Raw genomic sequence first — 18704 nt, 5'->3', positions numbered from 1 at the left:
CTCAGCCCTTGCGGCCCCAACCCGAGAACACGCGTCCCAGCAGACCGCGCCGCGCCTCGCCCTGCGGCGCTACGGCCTCGACCGGTCCCATGCCGAGCGGCGTGCCCGCGGCGGCCGAGGCCAGCTGCCCCAGCGTCTCGAACACGTAGCGGCGCGGCTCGACCCGGAAGCCCATGACCTGCTCGGCCTGCTGGATCACGCGCATCGCGAGCAGCGAGTCGCCTCCGAGGTCGAAGAAGGTCTCGTGCGGACTGATCTCGTTGACGTCGATGCTCAGCGCGCTGGCCCAGATCTGGGCCAGTCGGGCCTGCTCGGGCAGCAGCAGTGTCTGCTTCGGCGCCGCTGCGGCGAGCACCTGCTCGGTCGCGGCTGCGGGCGCCGGGGCGATCGGCTCGTCGCTGGCGGCCAATCGCTCCAGGTAGCGCGCGCTGGCCGAGTCGCCGGCGTCGGTCAGGGCTGCGAGCGTCAGTGCGGGCTGGTCGGCGAGCTTGCCGAGCAACTCGACGTAGCGCTCCTTGAAGGCGGCGCCGGTCTCGCTCAGGTAGATGTCGGTGTTGTAGATCACCGCACCCTCGAGGCCGCCGGGCTTTTCCATCAGCCAGAGGCCGAGATCGTCGGTGGCACCGCTCTGCGTCAGGTGCAGCTGGCGATCGGCCAGGCCGCCCATGGTCAGCGATCGCTCGCGCGCATCCTGGAACGAGAACAGCGCCTGGTAGAGGCCCACGCCCTGGGCCCGCTCGACGAATTCGGGTTCGGTGACCAAGCGCTCGAACGGGATCTGCTGGGCGCCCATGACTGCCAGCAGCTCCGTCTTCACGTAGCGCATGAAGTCGCCGAAACCCAGCGACGGATCGACCTGGAAGGACAGCGGCAGCAGGTTGTTGAAGAAGCCCATCACCGATTCGAGCTCCGGCGCCTCGCGCACGCGCACCGGGGTCGCGATCACGATCGAATCGCTGCGCACGATGTTGCCCATCATCAGGATGAACACGCCCAGCGTCAGCATGTTGAGCGTCACGTCGTGGCGGCGGCTCAGTTCGCGCAGGCGCTCGGTGAGTTCGTGGTCGACCCGGATCCAGTGCGAGCTGCCCTGGCCGCTCATGCCGGCGCGGCGCGGCATGTCGGTGCGCGGTGCCTTCGGTGCAGGCGAGTTCGCGAAGCGGTCCTTCCAGAACTTCAGCTGGGCCTCGCATTCGGGCGTCTCGAGCCAGCGCGAGAACCACTCGGCGTAGTCGCCGTGGGTCACTTCGAGCGCCGGCAGCGCGTCGGGTTCGCCCCTGACCAGCGCGCCGTAGACGGCCGACAGCTCGTTCTGCAGGATGTCGAAGGACCAGCCGTCCCAGATCAAGTGGTGCGGCACGAAGACGAAGACGTGGTCGTCGGCCGCCATCCGGAACAGCGTCGCATGGAACAGCGGCGCCTGGCGGATGTCGATCGCGCGGTCCGCCAGCTCGCGCATCCGGGCCGCCAGGGCGGCCTCGCGCTCGTCCGTGCCAAGCCCGCTCAGGTCGACCACCGGCAGCGTGTAGTCGAGTTGCTGGGCGATCAGGGCGGCGGGCGCGCCGGTTTGCGGATCGGGGCCGATGGCGGTGCGCAGGGTGGGCTGGCGCCGGATGATGGCGCGCACGGCCGCCTCGAACTTCGCGACATCCAGCGGACCGCCGAAGCGGTGCGCCGAGGGCGCGTTGTAGGTCGAGCGGCCCGGATGCATCTCCTCGACGAAGCGCACGCGATCCTGCATCGGCGTCAGGGGCGCGCTGCGGCGGCCCGGCTGGCGCGGGATCGGCTCGGCGCGCGGCGCGCCGTGCGCGCTCAGGGCGTCGATGGCGGCGGCCAGGCGCTCGGCCGTGGGCGCCTCGAACAGCGTGCGCAGCGGCACCTTCAGTTCGAATTCGCGTCCGAGCAGCGTCGCCAGCCGGGCCGCCAGCAGCGAATGGCCGCCGAGCGCGAAGAAGTCGTCGCGGATGCCGAGGCCGGGCAGGTTCAGCACTTTTTCCATGGTCGCCAGTACGACTTTCTCGCGCTCGTTGCGCGGTGCCAGCCGTTCAGCTGCCTGCGGGCGCAGGTCGGTCGGGCGCGGCAGCGCCTTGCGGTCGACCTTGCCATTGGGCAGCAGCGGCAGTGCCGGCAGCACCATCACGTGCTGCGGCAGCATGTACTGCGGCAGGCGTGCGCGCAGTTGTTCGCGCAGGGCGGTTTCGTCGAGAACCGCGCCGGGCGCCATTGCGAGGTAGGCGACCAGGCGGACGTCGCCAGGCTGGTCCTCGCGCGCCAGCACCACGCTGCGCGCCACGCCGGGGGCTTCGTCGCAGCGGGCCTCGATCTCGCCGAGCTCGATGCGGTAGCCGCGCACCTTGACCTGGAAGTCGAAGCGGCCCATGTGCTCCAGCAGGCCGTCGTTGCGCCAGCGGCCGCGGTCGCCGGTGCGGTACATCCGGGCCGGGGTGCCGTCCAGGCGGGCCAGGACGAAGCGCTCGGCGGTCAGCTCGGGCCGGTCGAGATAGCCGAGCGTGACGCCGGCGCCGCCGATCCAGATCTCGCCGGGGACGCCGATCGCGCAGGGCTTGCCCTGGGCGTCGACGATCCAGACGGTGGTGTTGGCGATCGGGCGGCCGATGGACACGCTGCGCTCGGCCAAGCCGGCCGCGCTGACGCGCCAGAGGGTCGACCAGACCGTGGTCTCGGTCGGCCCGTACATGTTCCAGACCTCGCCGCAGCGCCGCAGCAGTTCATGGGCCAGGTCCGCCGGCAGGCTCTCGCCGCCGACCAGCGCCCGGAAGCCCGGCCGTCCCGGCCACTGGGCGTCGACCAGCAGGCGCCACATGCCCGGCGTGGCTTGCATCATGGTGGCGCCGCTGTCGTCCAGCAGGGTGGCCAGCGCCTGCCCGTCCATGGCGGCCTCGCGCGGCACCATGACGATCTCGGCCCCGACCTGCAGCGGCAGCAGCAGTTCGAGCACGGCGATGTCGAAGGACAGCGTGGTCACGGCCGCCAGCCGGTCGTCGGCGGCGATCGAGGGCTCGCCGCGCATGCTCTGCAGGAAGTTCGCGACCGCGCCGTGCGGAACGCAGACGCCCTTGGGCTTTCCGGTGGAGCCCGAGGTGTAGATCACGTAGGCCGCATCGTCCGCCTGGGCGTCCATCGGGCCGGCCGCCAGCGGCGCGCCGGACAGGTTGCGCCAGGCGGCGTCGGTGTCGATCTCGAACAGCCGCCCGGCGGCATCGCCGCGCCACGCGCGCGGCGCGCTGGCGATCGACGATTGCGTGAGCAGCAGCGAGAGGCCGGCGTCCTCGGCGTAGTAGTCGAGGCGGGCCTTCGGAAACTCGGGGTCGAGCGGCACGTAGGCGGCGCCGGACTTCAGCACCGCCAGCAGGGCGATCACCATGTCGGTGCCGCGGTTCAGGCACAGGCCCACGCGCTGGCCGCGCTGCACGCCGCGCTCGCGCAGGGCGCGCGCCAGGCGGCTGGACTGCTGGTCGAGTTCGGCGTAGCTGCACCTCGCGGGGCCATCGCGCAGCGCGGCGCGCTCCGGCGCGGCGGCCGCCTGGGCCACGAAACCCGCATGCATCAGCGGCAGTCCGGCGAGCGGCGTCGCCGCCGGCTGCAGGGCCCGCACGGCGGCTTCTTCGGCGACCGGCAGCATGTCGAGGGCCGCGATCCCCTGGCCCGCGTCGCGCACCGCGGAGCGCAACAGGCATTCGAACATCGCCAGCCAGCGGCGCACGGTCTGGTCGTCGAACAGGTCGGCGTTGTATTGGGTCTCGACCTGCATCCCGCCCGCCACCGGCGTGACGTTGAGGAACAGCTCGAAATTCTCGTAGGCCCGCGGGACCGAACTCAGCGCCACGTCCAGGTCCGGGAATGTGCCCTGGCCCGCGACCGCGTCGCGGTCGACGTTGAACATCACGTTGACCAGCGGCAGCCGGCTCGGATCGCGCGGCACGGGCAGCTTGCGCAGCAGCGCGCCATAAGTCAGCGTCTGGTGCTCGAAGGCGTCCAGCAGCAAGGTGCCGGATTGGCGCACCAGCGTCTGGAACGGCAGCTGGGCGTCGACCGCGAGGCGCAAGGGCAGCAGGTTGACGCAGTGGCCCACCAGCGTCGGCATGTCGCTGGCCATCTGCCCGGCGGCCGGGATGCCGACCACCAGGTCGTCCTGCTCGGTCAGGCGGTGCAGCAGCGCGGCGAAGCCGCCCAGCATCGCGGCGAACAGGCTGGTGCCCGAAGCCGCGCCGAGCTTGCGCAGGGCGTCGACCAGCTCGCGCTCGAGCAGGTGGTCGATGCGCTTCGAACGGAAGGTGCGCACCGCGGGGCGCGCGTGGTCGAGCGGCAGCTCGAGCACCGGCAGCGTGCCACCCGAGAAGCGCGCGAGCCAGTAGTCGACGTGCGCCTGCATGGCCGGGCCGGCGGCTTCGTCGGTCTCCCAGGCGGCGTAGTCGACGTAGCGGGCTGGCGCGTCCGGTGTCGGGCCGGCGCCGAGCTCCTCGGCGTAGAGCCGGCCCAGGTCGTCGGTGATCACGCCCCAGGACCAGCCGTCGCACACCGCGTGATGCGCCGACAGCAGCAGCACGTGCTCGTCGGCGGAGAGCCGCGAGAGCGCAGCGCGAAACAAGGGGCCGTGCTCGAGCGAGAACGGCTCGCGCACGGCGGCGGCGCCCTGGGCGTCGATGGCCTGGCGCTGGGCCGCGGCATCGAGGGCGCCGAGGTCGTGCCGGGCCAGTGCCACGGGCGTCGCACCGCCGATCAGCAACTGGGTGCCGTCGGGGGAGATCGTCGCTCGCAGGGCGTCGTGGCGCTCGACCAGGCGATCGAGCGCCTTGGCAATTGCCTGTTCGTCCAGTGCGCCGCGCAGCCGCAGCGCCGTCGCCTCGTTGTAGGCCAGCGAGGCCTCCTGGCCCAGCCGGTCACCGAGCCAGACCTCGCGCTGGGCCTCGGTGGTCGCGACGACCTGCTCGATCGAGCCGCCCGCAAAGGGGTCGAACTCGGCGGCGTCGTCTTCCGGTGTGTCCATGACTGCGGCCATCATGCCTGGAACCTCACGTACTTGCCCTGTGCGGCGGGATCGGGAACGAACCAGGCCGGCTGTCCGTCCCGGTCGCGGCCGAGGCGGGCATTGGGCACCGGCGGTTGCGACGGATCGACATCGGACTTGGTCACGGCGCGACGCGGCAGCAGTTCGGCATCCTGCAACTCCGCCACCGATTCCTTGAAGGCGGACTTGATGGTCGCGATGTCCTGCTGGCTGTGGGCGGTCGTCATGAAGCAGGGGAAGTTGTCGAGGATGTGGACGCCGCGGCTGCGCATCATCGCGAACAGCAGGTCCTGCAGCGGATGGTCTTCCAGCCAGGTCACGCGCCAGAGCGAGGAGAAGTAGCGGATCTCGATCGGCGCCCCGACCTCGCGGCAGAAGGCCGTCAACTCGTCGGCCATGGCCGCGGTGTGCAGGTTCAGCGTCTGCTGCAGCGCGCCGTTGTCGCGCTTCAGGTGCTCCAGTGCGGCCTTGGCGGCCGACAGCGCGAGCGGGTGCCGCACGAAGGTGCCGGCGAAATAGGTCACGCCGACGGTCGGCACCGAGTCGTCGCCGTACTGCCAGGCGCCGCCGTCGAGCGCGTCCATGTAGTGCCGCTTGCCGGCGATCACCCCGACCGGGAAGCCGCCGCCGATCACCTTGCCGTAGCAGGCGAGGTCGGCACGCACGCCGAACAGGGCCTGGGCGCCGTGCAGGTCGCAGCGGAAGCCGGTGATGACCTCGTCGAAGATCAGGCAGGTCTCGGACTTCTCGGTGATGGCGCGCAGTTCGCGCAGAAACTCGCGTGGCTGGAAGTCGGGCCGGCGGCTCTGCACCGGCTCGACCAGCACGGCAGCGAGTTCGTCGCCGTGGGCGCGGATGAACTCGAGCGATTCGGGCGTGCCGTAGTCCAGCACCCGGATCTCTCCGAACATCCCCTGCAGCACGCCGGGCGCCGCCGACATGCCCTTGGCATTGCGGCCGGCGCGAACCAGCACTTCGTCGAAAGTGCCGTGGTAGGAGCCGGTGAACATCACGACCGTGCTGCGGCCGGTGACGGTGCGCGCGATCCGCATCGCGGCCATCACCGATTCCGAGCCGGTATTGCACAGGCCGGCACGGTCGAAGCCGGTCAGCTCGCAGACCAGTTCCGAGACCTCGGCGGCCAGCGGATGCTGCGGCCCGATCTCGTAGCCGCGATCGAGCTGGGCGCGCACTGCATCGTTGATGAAGTCGGGCTGCCAGCCGAACAGGTTCATGCCGAAGCCGTTGAGCACGTCGACGTATTCGTTGCCGTCGAGGTCCCAGAGCCGCGAGCCCTTGGAGCGCTCGACCACGATCTGGTAGGTGATCTCCTTGGTCGCCGGCCGGAAGCCGTTGACCACGCGGGGATCGGCCATCTGCGGGCGATGCCGTGCGGTAAAGGCCTTGCTCTTGGCCGTGCGCTCGGTGTAGCGGCGCATGAAGGCGGCCAGCCGCGCCTTCTGGCGTTCGGTCGGTTCCTTGCTTTGCGTATGGATGCGGGCGATCGCGCCGAACGCCTTCTTGACGTCGTATTTCTGCAGCGGCGCCGGCTCTTCGGCGTCGGCGGCTGCGGGCGATGTGGACGCCGTGGCCGCGGCGGTGGCCATGGGCGTAGGTTGCTCCACCGCCGCTGCCGGCAGCCCAGGGCTGGTCGGCATCGGCGGCGCCGCCGACAGCAATGCGAGTTGCTGTTGCATCAGTTGCATCTGCTGCGCGATCACCTGCTGCACCAGCGTACCGGCGCCGGAGCCCGGACCGGCCACGGGCAGCGCCGCCGGCGCCGCTGCCGCCCACGCGACGGCGGCCGGTTGCGGCGCGGCGACGGCCGCCGCCGGCGTGGGTGCCACCGTGGCCGCAGCGGCCACCGGGTCGGGCGGCAGGTTGGCATCGAGGAACTCGGCCAGGGCGTCGAAGCTGCGGTAGCTTTCCATCAGCTGGCGGAAGCTCAGGTTGACCTTGAACTGCTTCTTCACCTGGATCGCCGCCTGCGTCAGGGTCAGCGAGTCGAGGCCGATTTCGACGAACGGCGAGGCGCCGGCCACGTCGGCCATGGCGATGCCCGAGAGTTCCTCGAACAGGTCGCGCAGTCGGATGGCGAGGGAAGCGCGTCGCGCAGGGGCGGCGCTGGCGGCAGGAACGGCGACAGTCATTGTCAACTCCGGGATCGGTGAAGAGGGTGGCAGAGAGAGAGCGGGCACGGGCGCGGCAGCGGCCGCAGAAGTCGCGATGTCGACCCAGAAGCGCTTGCGCTCGAACGGATAGGTGGGCAGCTCCAGGCGCTGCTTGCGGGCGCGGGCGTCGAGCCGGCCCGGGTCGATGTCGAGGCCGAGCGTCCAGAGCCGGCCGGCGGCCAGGCGCCAGCTCGCGCACTCGCGCGCAGGCGCGTCGGCCAGCAGGGCCACGGCGGTCACCGGGCGCTGCCGCGACGCATGCTGGCGAACCAGCGTCGTCAAGGTGTTGCGCGGCCCCAGCTCGATGAACAGCGGGTGCTCGGTCTGCGCCAGCGCCGCCAGGGCGGCCGGGGCGAAGCGGACCGTCTCGCGCAGGTGGCGGGCCCAGTAGGCCGGGTCGATCGCCTCGGCATCGCTGAGCAGGCGGCCGGTCAAGGTCGAGTAGATCGGCGTCGTCGGTGCCGCCAGGCGGACTTCGCGCACCAGCGCCTCGAACGGTGCGACCGCGCCCTCCATCATTTGCGAGTGGAAGGCATGCGAGGTCTGCAGCAGCTTCGCCGCCACGCCGGCGGCTTCGAGGCGTTGGCGGAATTGTTCGATCAGCGCCGCCGGGCCGGCGGCGACGCAGGCGTTCGGACCGTTCTCGGCCGCCAGCGAGATGCCCTCTGGCAGTTGCGCCGAAAGCTCGTCCGCGCGCATCCGCACCGACAGCATGTCGCCCTCGGGCATCGACTGCATCAGCGCGCCACGGCGGGCCACCAGCCGCGCCGCGTCGCCCAGCTGCATGACGCCGGCCAGCACGGCGGCGGCGAATTCGCCGACGCTGTGTCCGATCAGGGCCGCCGGCCGGACGCCGAGCGACTGCAGCTGGCGCGCCAGCGCGTATTCGAGCGCGAAGGTGGCGGGCTGGGTCACCGAGGTCGGCTTGAGCGCCGCGTCGTCGTCCGAGAACATGCGCTCGCGCAGGTCGAAGGACAGCACGCCTTCGAAGGCCTGCAGGCATTCGTCGAAGGCGGCGCGGAACACCGGCTCGCCGGCATGCAGTGCCCGGCCCATGCCCGCATACTGCGCGCCCTGGCCCGGGAACAGGAACACGGCCTGCGGCACCCAGGCCGCGATCTCGCCCGTGGCGCGGCTCGATGGATCGTCCGTGCGCAGCGCCTCGACGGCCTGGGCGGCCGATTCGGCGACCACGCAGGCGCGGTGCGCAAATGCCTTGCGGCCGACCCGCAGCGTGTGGGCGACATCGGCCAGCGAGGCGTCCGGGCGGGCCGCGAGGTGGTCGGCCAGGCGCGCCGTGGCGGCCGCCAGCGCGGTCGGCGTGCGCGCCGACAGCTGCAGCAATTGCGGCCCGCTGCCGGCTTCGGCGGCCGCGGCCGGCGGCGCTTCCTCGACCACCACGTGGGCGTTGGTGCCGCCGACGCCGAAGGAACTCACGCCGGCGCGCCGCGGCGTCGCGCCGCGCGGCCAGGATTGCAGCCGGTCGACGACGCGGAAGGGCGTGGCCTCGAAGGCGATGGCCGGATTGGGCGACTCGAAGTGCAACGACGGCGGGATCACCTGCTCGCGCAGTGCCAGGGTGGTCTTGATCAGCCCGGTAGCGCCCGCGGCCGCCACCAGGTGGCCGATGTTGCTCTTGACCGAGCCGACGCCGCAGAAGCCGGTGTCGGCGGTGTGGGCGCCGTAGGCCTTGGCCAGGGCGGCGATTTCGATCGGGTCGCCCATCGGCGTCGCGGTGCCGTGGGTCTCGACATAGGAGATGCTGCGGGCATCGACGCCGGCCGAGGCCAGCGCCGCCGTCACCACCCGGGCCTGGCCGTCGATGCTGGGCGCGGTGAAGCTGGCCTTGACGCCGCCGTCGTTGTTGACGGCCGCGCCGCGCAGCACCGCATGGATCGGGTCGCCGTCGGCCAGCGCGGCGGACAGGCGCTTGAGCAGCACCACCGCGGCGCCGTCGCTGAACACCGTGCCCTGGGCCTTGGCGTCGAAGCTGCGGGTGTGGCCGTCGGGGGAGAGCATCGCGCCCTCCTGGTAGAGGTAGCCGCTGTTCGGCGGGCAGGTCACCGCCGCGCCGCCCGCCAGTGCCATGTCGCAGTCGCCGTTGCGCAGCGCCGAGAAGGCCTGGGCGATCGCCACCAGCGAGGTCGAGCAGGCCGTGTGGACGCTGATCGCCGGGCCGGTCAGGTTGAGCCGGTGGGCCACGCGCGTCGCGATGAAGTCCTTGTCGTTGGCCAGCGCGACCGGCAGCTCGCCGAGCTGTTCGATCAGGTCGGGGCGGCTCAGCAGGTGGTGCTGGAAATAGCTGTTTCCGTACATGCCGGCAAACACGCCGACCGGCCCGGGCGTGCTGTCGGGCGCGTAGCCGCCGCGCTCCAGGCATTCCCAGCAGAGCTCGAGGAACAGGCGCTGCTGCGGGTCCATCACCTCGGCTTCCTTCGGGCTGATGCCGAAGTGCGCGGCATCGAACATCTCGATGCCGTCGACCACGCCGCGGGCCCGCACGTAGGCCGGGTCGCTGCGCAGTGCGGCGCCGACCGACGGGTCGAGCGTCGCATCGTCGAAGAAGCGGACCGTGTCGCGGCCGGCGCGCAGGTTGTCCCAGAACTGTTCGATGTCCGCGGCGCCGGGGAAGCGGCCCGCCATCGCGATGATGGCCACGGGTTCGAGCGCCGCGGCCGCCGGGGGCGCCACGGGCGCGGCAGCAGCCACGGCGGCTTCCGGCTGCGGCTCGCCCAGGGCCAGCGCCAGTGCGCGCGGCGTCGGGTCCTGGAAGAAGTCGTTGGCGACCAGCCGGCGCGAGCCCGCGCCTTCGAGCTCGCGCATCACGCGCAGCACCGCCAGCGAGGTGCCGCCCAGTTCGAAGAAATTGTCGAGCGCGCCGGCGCGGTCGAGGTCGAGCACTTCGGCGAACACCTGGCAGACCCGGGTCTCGAGCCGGCCCGCCGGTTCGCGATAGACCGAGGCCAGTTCGGGCCGCTGGCGCGGCGGTGCCGGCAGCGCCCGGCGGTCGAGCTTGCCGTTCTCGGTGATCGGCAGGGCCGCCAGTTCGACGAAGGCCGACGGCAGCATGAATTGCGGCAGGTCCTTCGCCAGCAGGGCCCGCAGCTCGGCCATCGGCAAGGGCTGCGCCTTCGGCACCACGTAGGCCACCAGCCGGGCTTCGCCATCGGGCGTGTCGGTGCGGGCGATGACCGCGCATTCGCGCACCTCGGCATGGCGCAGCAGCAGGGTCTCGATCTCGTCGGTCTCGATGCGGAAGCCGCGGATCTTGACCTGGTGGTCGATCCGCCCCAGGCACTCGATGTCGCCGTCCTCACCGCGCCGGCCGAGGTCGCCCGAGCGGTAGGCCCGCAGCGTCTGGCCGCTGGCCGGGTCGGTCCAGTCGATGAAGCGCTCCGCCGTCAACTCGGGGCGGCGCAGGTAGCCGTTGCTCACGCCGGCGCCGCTGACCACGATCTCGCCGGTTTCCCCGGCCGCCACCGGCCGCAGCTCGGCGTCGAGGATGTCGATGCGCAGGTCGGGGATCGCGCGGCCGATCATGCTGCCGCGCCGCGCGTCGAGGTCTTCGCGGGCGATCGGCCGCCAGCTGACATGGACCGTGGTCTCGGTGATGCCGTACATGTTGACCAGCTGCGGCCGGGCATCGCCGTGGCGGTCGAACCAGGGACGCAGGGTCTCGAAGGACAGCGCTTCGCCGCCGAAGATCACGTAGCGCAGCGCCAGCGCCTCGGGCGGCAGGGCCGCGCGGCGGTCGGCCTCGATCAGCGAGCGGAAGGCCGACGGCGTCTGGTTGAGCACCGTGACCCGCTCGCGCACCAGCAGATCGAGCAGCTCGGCCGGCGAACGCGTGATCGTGTAGGGCACCACCACCACCCGGCCGCCGTAGACCAGCGCGCCCCAGATCTCCCAGACCGAGAAGTCGAAGGCATGGGAGTGGAAGAAGGTCCAGACGTCGTCGGCGCCGAAGCCGTACCAGGCGTCGGTGGCGTCGAACAGGCGCGCCACGTTGGCATGGGTCACCAGGCAGCCCTTGGGCCGGCCGGTGGACCCGGAGGTGTAGATCACGTAGGCCAGGGCCTCGGGGTCGGCGCCGCCGATGTCGCCGGCCTGCTCGTCGGCCAGGGTTTCGTCGTCGATCAGCACCACCGGCACGTCGGTCTTCGGCCAGGCGGCGGCGCTGGCCGACGAGGTCAGCAAGGCCACCGGCCGGGCATCGCCGAGCGTGAACTCGATCCGGTCCATCGGGTAGTCGAGATCGATGGGCAGGTAGGCACCGCCCGATTTCAGGATCGCAAGCAGGCCGACCACCATGTCGACCGAGCGCTCCATGCCGATGGCGATCAGCTGGTCGCGTCCCGCGCCGGCGCGCTGCAGACGGCGCGCCAGCTGGTTGGCGCGTCGGTTCAGTTGCTCGTAAGAGAGGGATTCGCTACCGTCGCTGACCGCCACGGCACCGGGCTGCGTGGCCGCGAGTGCCGCAACGCGTTGGTGTAGGGGTACGAATGTGGTCACCTTGGAATCCCTCTCTCCATCAGCTCGAAATCAACGCAACACGATGTGTCGATGTACAGAGACTAATAACAAAGCAGTCACTTTGTCGTTTTTCGCATCTTGCACTCGGGACGCATCGTTCGCCACCTGCCAAAAGTCATGCCGAAAGGCATACATCCCTCGCCGCGGCCGCTACATCGGACGCACTTGGTTGCGATTGCTTTCTTGACAAACGACGAGAGCGCCGGGGGATTGTGCCCCTCTTTCTCGAAAATGAGTACAAAAAGCTGACGCGTGGCGCCAGTTCTTGCGGCTAAATCGATAGGAAAGTTCTATTTTGCGATGTGCAAGGCGTGTGCCAGCGGGTGCTCGCTCAGGCGGAGGCTTCGTCGAGGCTGTCGTCGTCCAGGTGACCGACGTCGGCCCAGCCGACCAGGGTGAAGCCCTGCGGCGTCCACAGCAGGCGGTTGATGGCCGCGTTGCCGAGGGCCCAGGTCCGTGGCGCCTGCAGTTCCTGGCCGGTGGCGCTCCGGTAGAGCACGTCCATCACGCCGCCGTGGGCCACCAGGACGATCAGTTCCCCGGGGTGCCGGGCCGCGAGCCGCGCGGCCGTGCCTGTGACGCGCGCCTTGAAAGTGAGCAGGGACTCACCACCTTCTGGTGCGAATTCGGGATCCCGGGTGCGCCAGAGCCGGGCCTGGGCCGGCAGGCTGGCGTCGATGTCGGCGAAGGTGCGGCCTTCGAACAGGCCGAAGGCACGCTCGCGCAGGCCGGGGTCGGCGGCCACCGCCATGCCGCGCGGCTGGGCGATCGCCTGCGCGGTCTGCCAGGCGCGCGACAGGTCGCTGGCATAGATCGCCGCGATCGGCTCCTCCTCGAGCGCCCGCCCGACCCGCCGGGCCTGCCAGAGGCCGGTGTCGTTGAGCCCGATGTCGAGCTGGCCCTGGATGCGGGTGTCGACGTTCCAGGCGGTTTCACCATGGCGCACGGCGATGACGCGGGTGGCTTCCATGGTGGTCAGGGCGTCTTGCGCGGCAGCTCGATGTCGACCCGCCGCTCGCCCGGCGGCGGATTCGGGAAGCCCTGCAGCGCGGCCTGGAACATCACCGGCAGGATGGCGGCGCTGTTGCTGTAGGGGCCGTCGTTGCGGGCATGCGTCTCGTAGACCACGCGGTTCGACGGCAGCTCGCGCAGCACGATGCTGACCTCGCGCCCGAACCAGGGCGTCGGTGGCGGCCCGAACGCCGGCCCCCACCAGCCGCCGCCATACCAGCCACCGCCGTACCAGCCGCGCGGACCCCAGCCCGGTGCCCGGGGGCCCCACCAGCCCGGCCCGCCCCAGCCCGGCCAGGGGTTGCCGAACATCCAGGGGTCGGCCCAGGGCGAGAGTTCGGAGGTCACGCGGGCGCCGATCAGGGCGCTCAATTGCGGGGCGTCGTCGTCGTGCCGCAGGCCGACGCCGTCGAGGGCCGTGCCGGCCCACGCCTCCAGCTGCTGCTGTGCGGCCTCGTCGATCTGCTGCGACGGCAGGCGCTCGAAGCGGTAGCTGGCGCCGGAAGGCACGCTGTCCATGCCCGAGAAACTGCGCACCTCGCTGTCGACCACCCAGCGCGTGGCGCAGCCGCTCAGGCCGAGCACCACCAGGAGGGCGGCGAGCACGGCCTTCATGGTCAGAGCTGCACGATGCGCAGCGGCGATGGCGCCGGGAGCTCCGGCGGATCGAAGGCCTTGTCGCCTTCCTCGTCGGCCACGCCGGTGGCCTTCAGCCCCTTGAAGTCGAAGGCCTGGGTGTCGAGCAGGTGCGACGGCACGATGTTCTGCATGGCGCTGAACATGTTCTCGATCCGGCCCGGGAACTTGCGCTCCCATTCGCGCAGCATCTCGCCGACCTGCTTGCGCTGCAGGTTCTCCTGGCTGCCGCACAAGGTGCAGGGAATGATCGGGAACGCGCGGTGCCGGGCCCAGCGCACCAGGTCCTTCTCGGCCACGTAGGCCAGCGGCCGGATCACGATGTGCTTGCCGTCGTCGCTCACCAGCTTGGGCGGCATCGACTTCAGCTTGGCGGCGAAGAACATGTTGAGGAAGAAGGTCTGCAGCATGTCGTCGCGGTGGTGGCCCAATGCGACCTTGGTGGCACCCAGCTCGTCGGCCACGCGGTAGAGGATGCCGCGGCGCAGCCGGCTGCACAGGCCGCAGGTGGTCTTGCCTTCGGGGATCACGCGCTTGACGATCGAGTAGGTGTCCTGCTCCTCGATGTGGAAGGGCACGCCGAGGGCCTTCAGGTAGCCCGGCAGCACGTCTTCCGGAAAGCCCGGCTGCTTCTGGTCGAGGTTGACGGCCACGATGTCGAAATGGATCGGCGCCCGGGCCCGCAGCTTGAGCAGGATGTCGAGCAGGGCGTAGCTGTCCTTGCCGCCCGACACGCAGACCATGACCTTGTCGCCGTCCTCGATCATGTTGTAGTCGACGATGGCGCGGCCGACCTCGCGGCACAGCCGCTTCTCGAGCTTGTGGGTTTCGCGCTCGATCTTCAGGTCATTGGTGGACGAGGGCGTTTCGTCGATCCATACGGCACTCATGTCACTTGCTCCGGAATACTTCGACGCCTACGGCGTCACAGTCGGGGTAGACGTCGGGTTTTGCGGTCGATACCCGCGCAGCCTGCACCTTCGGATGCGCCAGCACCTGGGTGAGGATGTCGTCGCACAGCGTTTCCTGCAAGTGGATATGGCCCTTGCTCAGGCGGGTGGCGACGGTGCGGCGGATGAAGTCGTAGTCGACCACCTCGTCGAGTTCGTCCGCCTTCGGCGTCGAGACGTCCAGCGGCACGTAGAGGTCGACATTGATGATCACGCGCTGCTCGGCGCGCTTCTCGAATTCGTGCACGCCGATGTTGATCCAGACCTCGTAGTCGCGCAGGAAGACGCGCCGGCACGTCAGCAAGAGGGGGTCGAGGGCGGCGGTGGTCATGGTGAAGCTTTCAGCAGTTCGTCGACGACGAACATGATGTCGCGCGCCAGCGGCACCAGGTGCTGGCCGTTGTCGACGCAAAGGGTAGTGCCGGTCACGCTGGGCGTGGCGGCCAGGAAGACGCAGGCGCGGGCGACGTCGGCGGCATCGATCGGACGGCGCAGCAGGTTGGCCTGGCGCGCCCGGGCGAAATTATCCTCGGTCTGCGGGCCGCTCCGGTAGAGGATGCCCGGCGCCACGCCGCAGACGCGCAGCGCCGGCGCCAGCGACTGCGCCTGCAGCGCCACGGCGCGCTCCAGCGCCAGCTTGGACACGGTGTAGGAAAAATAGTCGGGGTTCAGGTTGTAGACCTTCTGGTCCAGCACGTGGATCGCCGAGCGGTCGATGCCGTCGCCGGGCCTGGCGCGCTGCGCCAGCAGCCGGGCGAAGGACAGCGGCGCGATCAGGTTCACGCCCAGCTGGCGCAGCGCGGCGTCGGCGTCGAAGTCGAGCCCGGTGTCGGGCTCGAAGGCCGAGGCGTTGTTGACGATGCAGGCCAGCGGCCCCGCGGCCGAAACCTGGTCGACCAGCGCCACGCGGCCCGGCTCGCTGCCGATGTCGGCCTCGATCGCCGTGGCCTCGTGGCCCTCGTCGGCCAGGCGCGCGCACAATGCCAGCGCCTGCACCCGCGAGGCACGGTACTGGCACCACACCCGCCAGCCCGCGCGCGCGAAAGCCTCGCAGACCGCGGCGCCCAGTCGCTGGCCGCCGCCGGTCACGAGCACGCCTCGGCGTGGGGTCGATTCAGCCATCCTGATAGATTTCCGTTACTTATGAACCTGGAGCAGGGCGCCGAACGCGCCACCCCGTTGACCAAGATTATCGATGCCTCGCTGCAGCGGGCCGGCGGCTGGCTGCCGTTCGACCGCTTCATGGCCCTGGCCTTGTATGCCCCGGGGCTGGGCTACTACGCCAGCGCGAGCCGCAAGTTCGGCCGGATGCCGGCCTCGGGCAGCGATTTCGTGACCGCACCCGAAATGACGCCGCTGTTCGGCCGCACCCTGGCGGTGCAGGTGGCCGAGGCGCTCGAAAAGACCGGCACCCGGGAGCTCTGGGAGTTCGGCGCCGGCACCGGCGCGCTGGCCCTGCAGCTGCTCGACGCACTCGGCGACAAAGTCGAGCGCTACCGCATCGTCGATCTCTCCGGCACGTTGCGCGAACGCCAGCAGCAGACGCTCGCCGGGCATGCCGGCAAAGTCGAATGGCTGGCCGAACTGCCGCCGGAGATGCGCGGCGTGGTGGTCGGCAACGAGGTGCTCGATGCGATGCCGGTGCAGCTGCTGGTGCGCACCGCCGGCCAATGGCACGAACGCGGCGTGGTCCGCCAGGGTGACGGCTTTGCCTGGGCCGACCGGCCGACCGAGCTGCGCCCGCCGGTCGAAGTGGCCGGCCCGCACGACTACCTGACCGAGATCCACCCCCAGGCCGAGGCCTTCGTCGCCACCCTGGCCGACCGGCTGAAGCAGGGCGCGGCCTTCTTCATCGACTACGGTTTTCCGGAGGCCGAGTACTACCATCCCCAGCGCCACATGGGCACCGTGATGTGCCACCGCGGCCACCAGGCCGACGGCGACCCGCTGGCCGACGTCGGTGCCAAGGACATCACGGCCCACGTCAACTTCACCGGGGTGGCGCTGGCGGGGCAGGACGCCGGCCTCCAGGTGCTCGGCTACTGCAGCCAGGCGCGCTTCCTGCTCAACGCCGACATCCTGCCGATGATGGAAGCGGCCCCGCTGGCCGAACGCGCGATGGCCGCGCGGCTGATCCACGAACACGAGATGGGCGAGCTGTTCAAGGTGATCGGCTTCGCGGTGGGCGAGCCCTGGGACGCGATCGGCTTTGCCGAAGGCGACCGCAGCCACACGCTGTGATGGCCGCTGCCGCGGGCGGAGGCTGGGTTCTAATCCCCCCATGAGTTCCACCTTCACACCGGCCGACGACCTGCGCGTCGCCCACGCACTGGCCGATGCGGCGGCCTCGCACTCGATGCGCCTGTTCCGCACCCCGCTCGACGTCATCTCGAAGGCCGACGAAAGCCCCGTGACCCAGGCCGACCGCGCCGCCGAGGCCGCGATGCGCGAGATCCTCGGCGCCGAACGCCCGGCCGACGGCATCTACGGCGAGGAGCACGGGCTGGAGCGGGTCGACGCCGAGCGCGTCTGGGTGCTCGACCCGATCGACGGCACGCGCAGCTTCATCACCGGCTCGCCGCTCTGGGGCACCCTGATCGGCCTCTTGCGCCACGGCCGCGTCGAGCTCGGCATGGTCGACATGCCGGTGCTCGGCGAGCGCTGGATCGGCCAGGCCGGCGCCGGCGCCCAGCGCAATGGGCAGGCGGTGCGCGTCAGCGGCTGCGCGGCCGTGGCGGAGGCCCGCATCGTGACCACCTCGCCCGACATCTTCGACGCCGCCGACTGGGCCGCCTTCGACCGGCTGAGCCGGCGCTGCGCGATGCGCCGCTTCGGCGGCGACTGCTACGGCTACGCCCAGCTCGCCGGCGGCACCATCGACCTGGTGGTCGAGACCGGCCTGCAGCCCTACGACTACCTCGGTCCGACCGGCCTCATCGAAGCCGCCGGCGGCATCGTCACCGACTGGCACGGCCGGCCGCTGGGCCTGCAGTCCGACGGCCGGGTGGTCGCCGCGGCCACACGCGAACTCCACCGACAGGCGCTGGACCTGCTCGCGGCCTAAACTGCATCCATGATTCGCTGGCTGATCGTCGTCGTCCTGGCCCTGGTGCTCATGAGCGGGCTGACGGCCTGGCTGCGGCGCTTCGGCTTCGGGCGGCTGCCCGGCGATTTCGAGTTCCGTGCTTTCGGGCGCGAGTGGCACTTGCCGATCGCCAGCACGGTCGTTTTGAGCATGATCGCGGCCCTGGTCGCACGATGGATCTGAACACATGAGCGCAGCGCCGGGCCGCCCCAAGCAAGCTCGCGCCCCCTCGGGGGGCAGCGAGGACACGAAGTGCCGAGCGTGGGGGCACATGAGCGCAGCGCCGGGCCGCCCCAAGCAAGCTCGCGCCCCCTCGGGGGGCAGCGAGGACACGAAGTGCCGAGCGTGGGGGCAAGCATGAGAGCCTGCGTGGACATCGGCGGCACCAAGATCGCCGTGAGCCTTTCAGCCGACAGCCACACGCCGCTGGTCGGCCGGCGCAGCGAACCGACCGCCAAGACCGGCGGCAACGACGCGGTGGCGCTGCAGATCCTGCGGCTGATCGACGAGGCCTGCGCCGAGCAGAACATCCCCAGCGCCTCGATCAACCGGGTCGGCGTCTCGTCGGCCGGCCCCTTCGAGATCCGCGACGGCATGGTCGAGCTGGCGTCGCCGAACATCTGCGGCGGCATCGCCGGCCCGGCGCGCGGGCTGCCGAACCAGTGGATGACGGCGCTGATCGAGGCCCCGCTCAAGCGGCGCTTCGCCCATGTGCGGGTCGAGAACGACGCGGTCGCTGCCCTCGAGGCCGAGCGGCGCTGGGGCGCGCTGCAGGGCGCCGACCATTGCGCCTACGTCACCTGGAGCACCGGCGTGGGCGTCGGGCTGTGCGTCGACGGCCACGTGCTGCGCGGCAAGAACGGCAACGCCGGCCATGCCGGCCACAGCTTCGTGTCCGACGACGACAACCAGGCGCTGTGCGGCTGCGGCAATTTCGGCGACGTCGAGGGGCTGGTGGCCGGCAATGCGATCGCACGCCGCTTCGGCGAGTCGGCGGTCGACCTGTTCGCCGCCGCGGCCCGCGGCGAAGCCAAGGCCCTGGCCACCACCGACGCGCTGTGCCGCGTGATGGGCCGGATGCTCTTCAACCTGGTCGCCACCCTCGACCTGCAGCGCATCAGCCTCGGCGGCAGCGTGTTCTGGAACAACCGCGACTTCCTGCTGCCGCGGCTGCAGGCCCAGATCGACGGCAAGCTCGCGGCGCTGACCCGGGGCGCGGTGCTGGTGGCGGCCGGCCTGGGCGACCGGGTCGGCGACTACGGGGCGATGGCGCTGCTCGACTGAGCCCA

Annotated in this window: 11 protein-coding genes; 4 read left to right on the top strand and 7 right to left on the bottom strand. The window is 70.9% G+C overall.

Annotated features, from left to right (window positions below; translation table 11 throughout):
• Position 1 precedes the first annotated feature (1 nt).
• The 7 genes from QTI68_RS19970 to QTI68_RS19940 all read right to left on the bottom strand — a co-directional run bounded on the left by QTI68_RS19970 (position 2) and on the right by QTI68_RS19940 (position 15452).
• Positions 2–5008 (bottom strand): non-ribosomal peptide synthetase, encoded by a 5007-nt coding sequence (locus tag QTI68_RS19970; protein WP_286523791.1) that lies wholly within the window; start codon positions 5006–5008, stop codon positions 2–4.
• Positions 5009–5019: 11 nt separating this feature from the next.
• A complete protein-coding gene (locus QTI68_RS19965) occupies positions 5020–11712 on the bottom strand; it encodes a polyketide synthase (protein ID WP_286523789.1) in 6693 nt (2230 codons plus the stop codon).
• Positions 11713–12064: 352 nt separating this feature from the next.
• Complete coding sequence (locus QTI68_RS19960) at positions 12065–12703, bottom strand: histidine phosphatase family protein (protein WP_286523788.1); 639 nt, start codon at positions 12701–12703, stop codon at positions 12065–12067.
• A 5-nt stretch (positions 12704–12708) separates the two neighbouring features.
• Positions 12709–13359, bottom strand: a complete 651-nt coding sequence (locus QTI68_RS19955; RefSeq protein ID WP_286523786.1) for a DUF4136 domain-containing protein — start codon at positions 13357–13359, stop codon at positions 12709–12711.
• Positions 13360–13361: 2 nt separating this feature from the next.
• Entirely contained in the window at positions 13362–14270 is a 909-nt protein-coding gene (gene ttcA, locus QTI68_RS19950; protein WP_286523785.1) for a tRNA 2-thiocytidine(32) synthetase TtcA, read from the bottom strand.
• Between the two features lies 1 nt (position 14271).
• The gene (locus QTI68_RS19945; protein ID WP_286504645.1) at positions 14272–14661 is read right to left on the bottom strand and encodes a dihydroneopterin aldolase; all 390 of its coding nucleotides are present in this window, start codon (positions 14659–14661) and stop codon (positions 14272–14274) included.
• Complete coding sequence (locus QTI68_RS19940; RefSeq protein WP_286523784.1) at positions 14658–15452, bottom strand: SDR family oxidoreductase; 795 nt, start codon at positions 15450–15452, stop codon at positions 14658–14660. Before QTI68_RS19940 ends, QTI68_RS19945 begins: the two co-directional genes overlap by 4 nt.
• A gap of 21 nt (positions 15453–15473) precedes the next feature.
• On the opposite strand from QTI68_RS19940, the gene QTI68_RS19935 reads away from it, so the two are divergent.
• The 4 genes from QTI68_RS19935 to QTI68_RS19920 all read left to right on the top strand — a co-directional run bounded on the left by QTI68_RS19935 (position 15474) and on the right by QTI68_RS19920 (position 18699).
• Positions 15474–16571: a class I SAM-dependent methyltransferase gene (locus QTI68_RS19935; protein WP_286523782.1), complete on the top strand. Its 1098-nt coding sequence runs from the start codon at positions 15474–15476 to the stop codon at positions 16569–16571.
• A gap of 40 nt (positions 16572–16611) precedes the next feature.
• A complete protein-coding gene (gene hisN / locus QTI68_RS19930) occupies positions 16612–17394 on the top strand; it encodes a histidinol-phosphatase (protein WP_286523781.1) in 783 nt (260 codons plus the stop codon).
• Between the two features lie 9 nt (positions 17395–17403).
• Entirely contained in the window at positions 17404–17598 is a 195-nt protein-coding gene (locus QTI68_RS19925; protein ID WP_286523780.1) for a DUF2905 domain-containing protein, read from the top strand.
• 174 nt (positions 17599–17772) lie between these two features.
• Positions 17773–18699 carry an ROK family protein gene (locus QTI68_RS19920; RefSeq protein WP_286523779.1) on the top strand — a complete coding sequence of 309 codons (927 nt, stop codon included), beginning with the start codon at positions 17773–17775 and terminating at the stop codon, positions 18697–18699.
• The last annotated feature ends 5 nt before the right edge of the window (positions 18700–18704 follow it).

This window comes from Variovorax sp. J31P207, from assembly GCF_030316965.1.
GTDB classification, from domain to species: domain Bacteria; phylum Pseudomonadota; class Gammaproteobacteria; order Burkholderiales; family Burkholderiaceae_C; genus Variovorax; species Variovorax ginsengisoli_B.
This window is presented reverse-complemented; position numbering and strand designations above follow the sequence as displayed.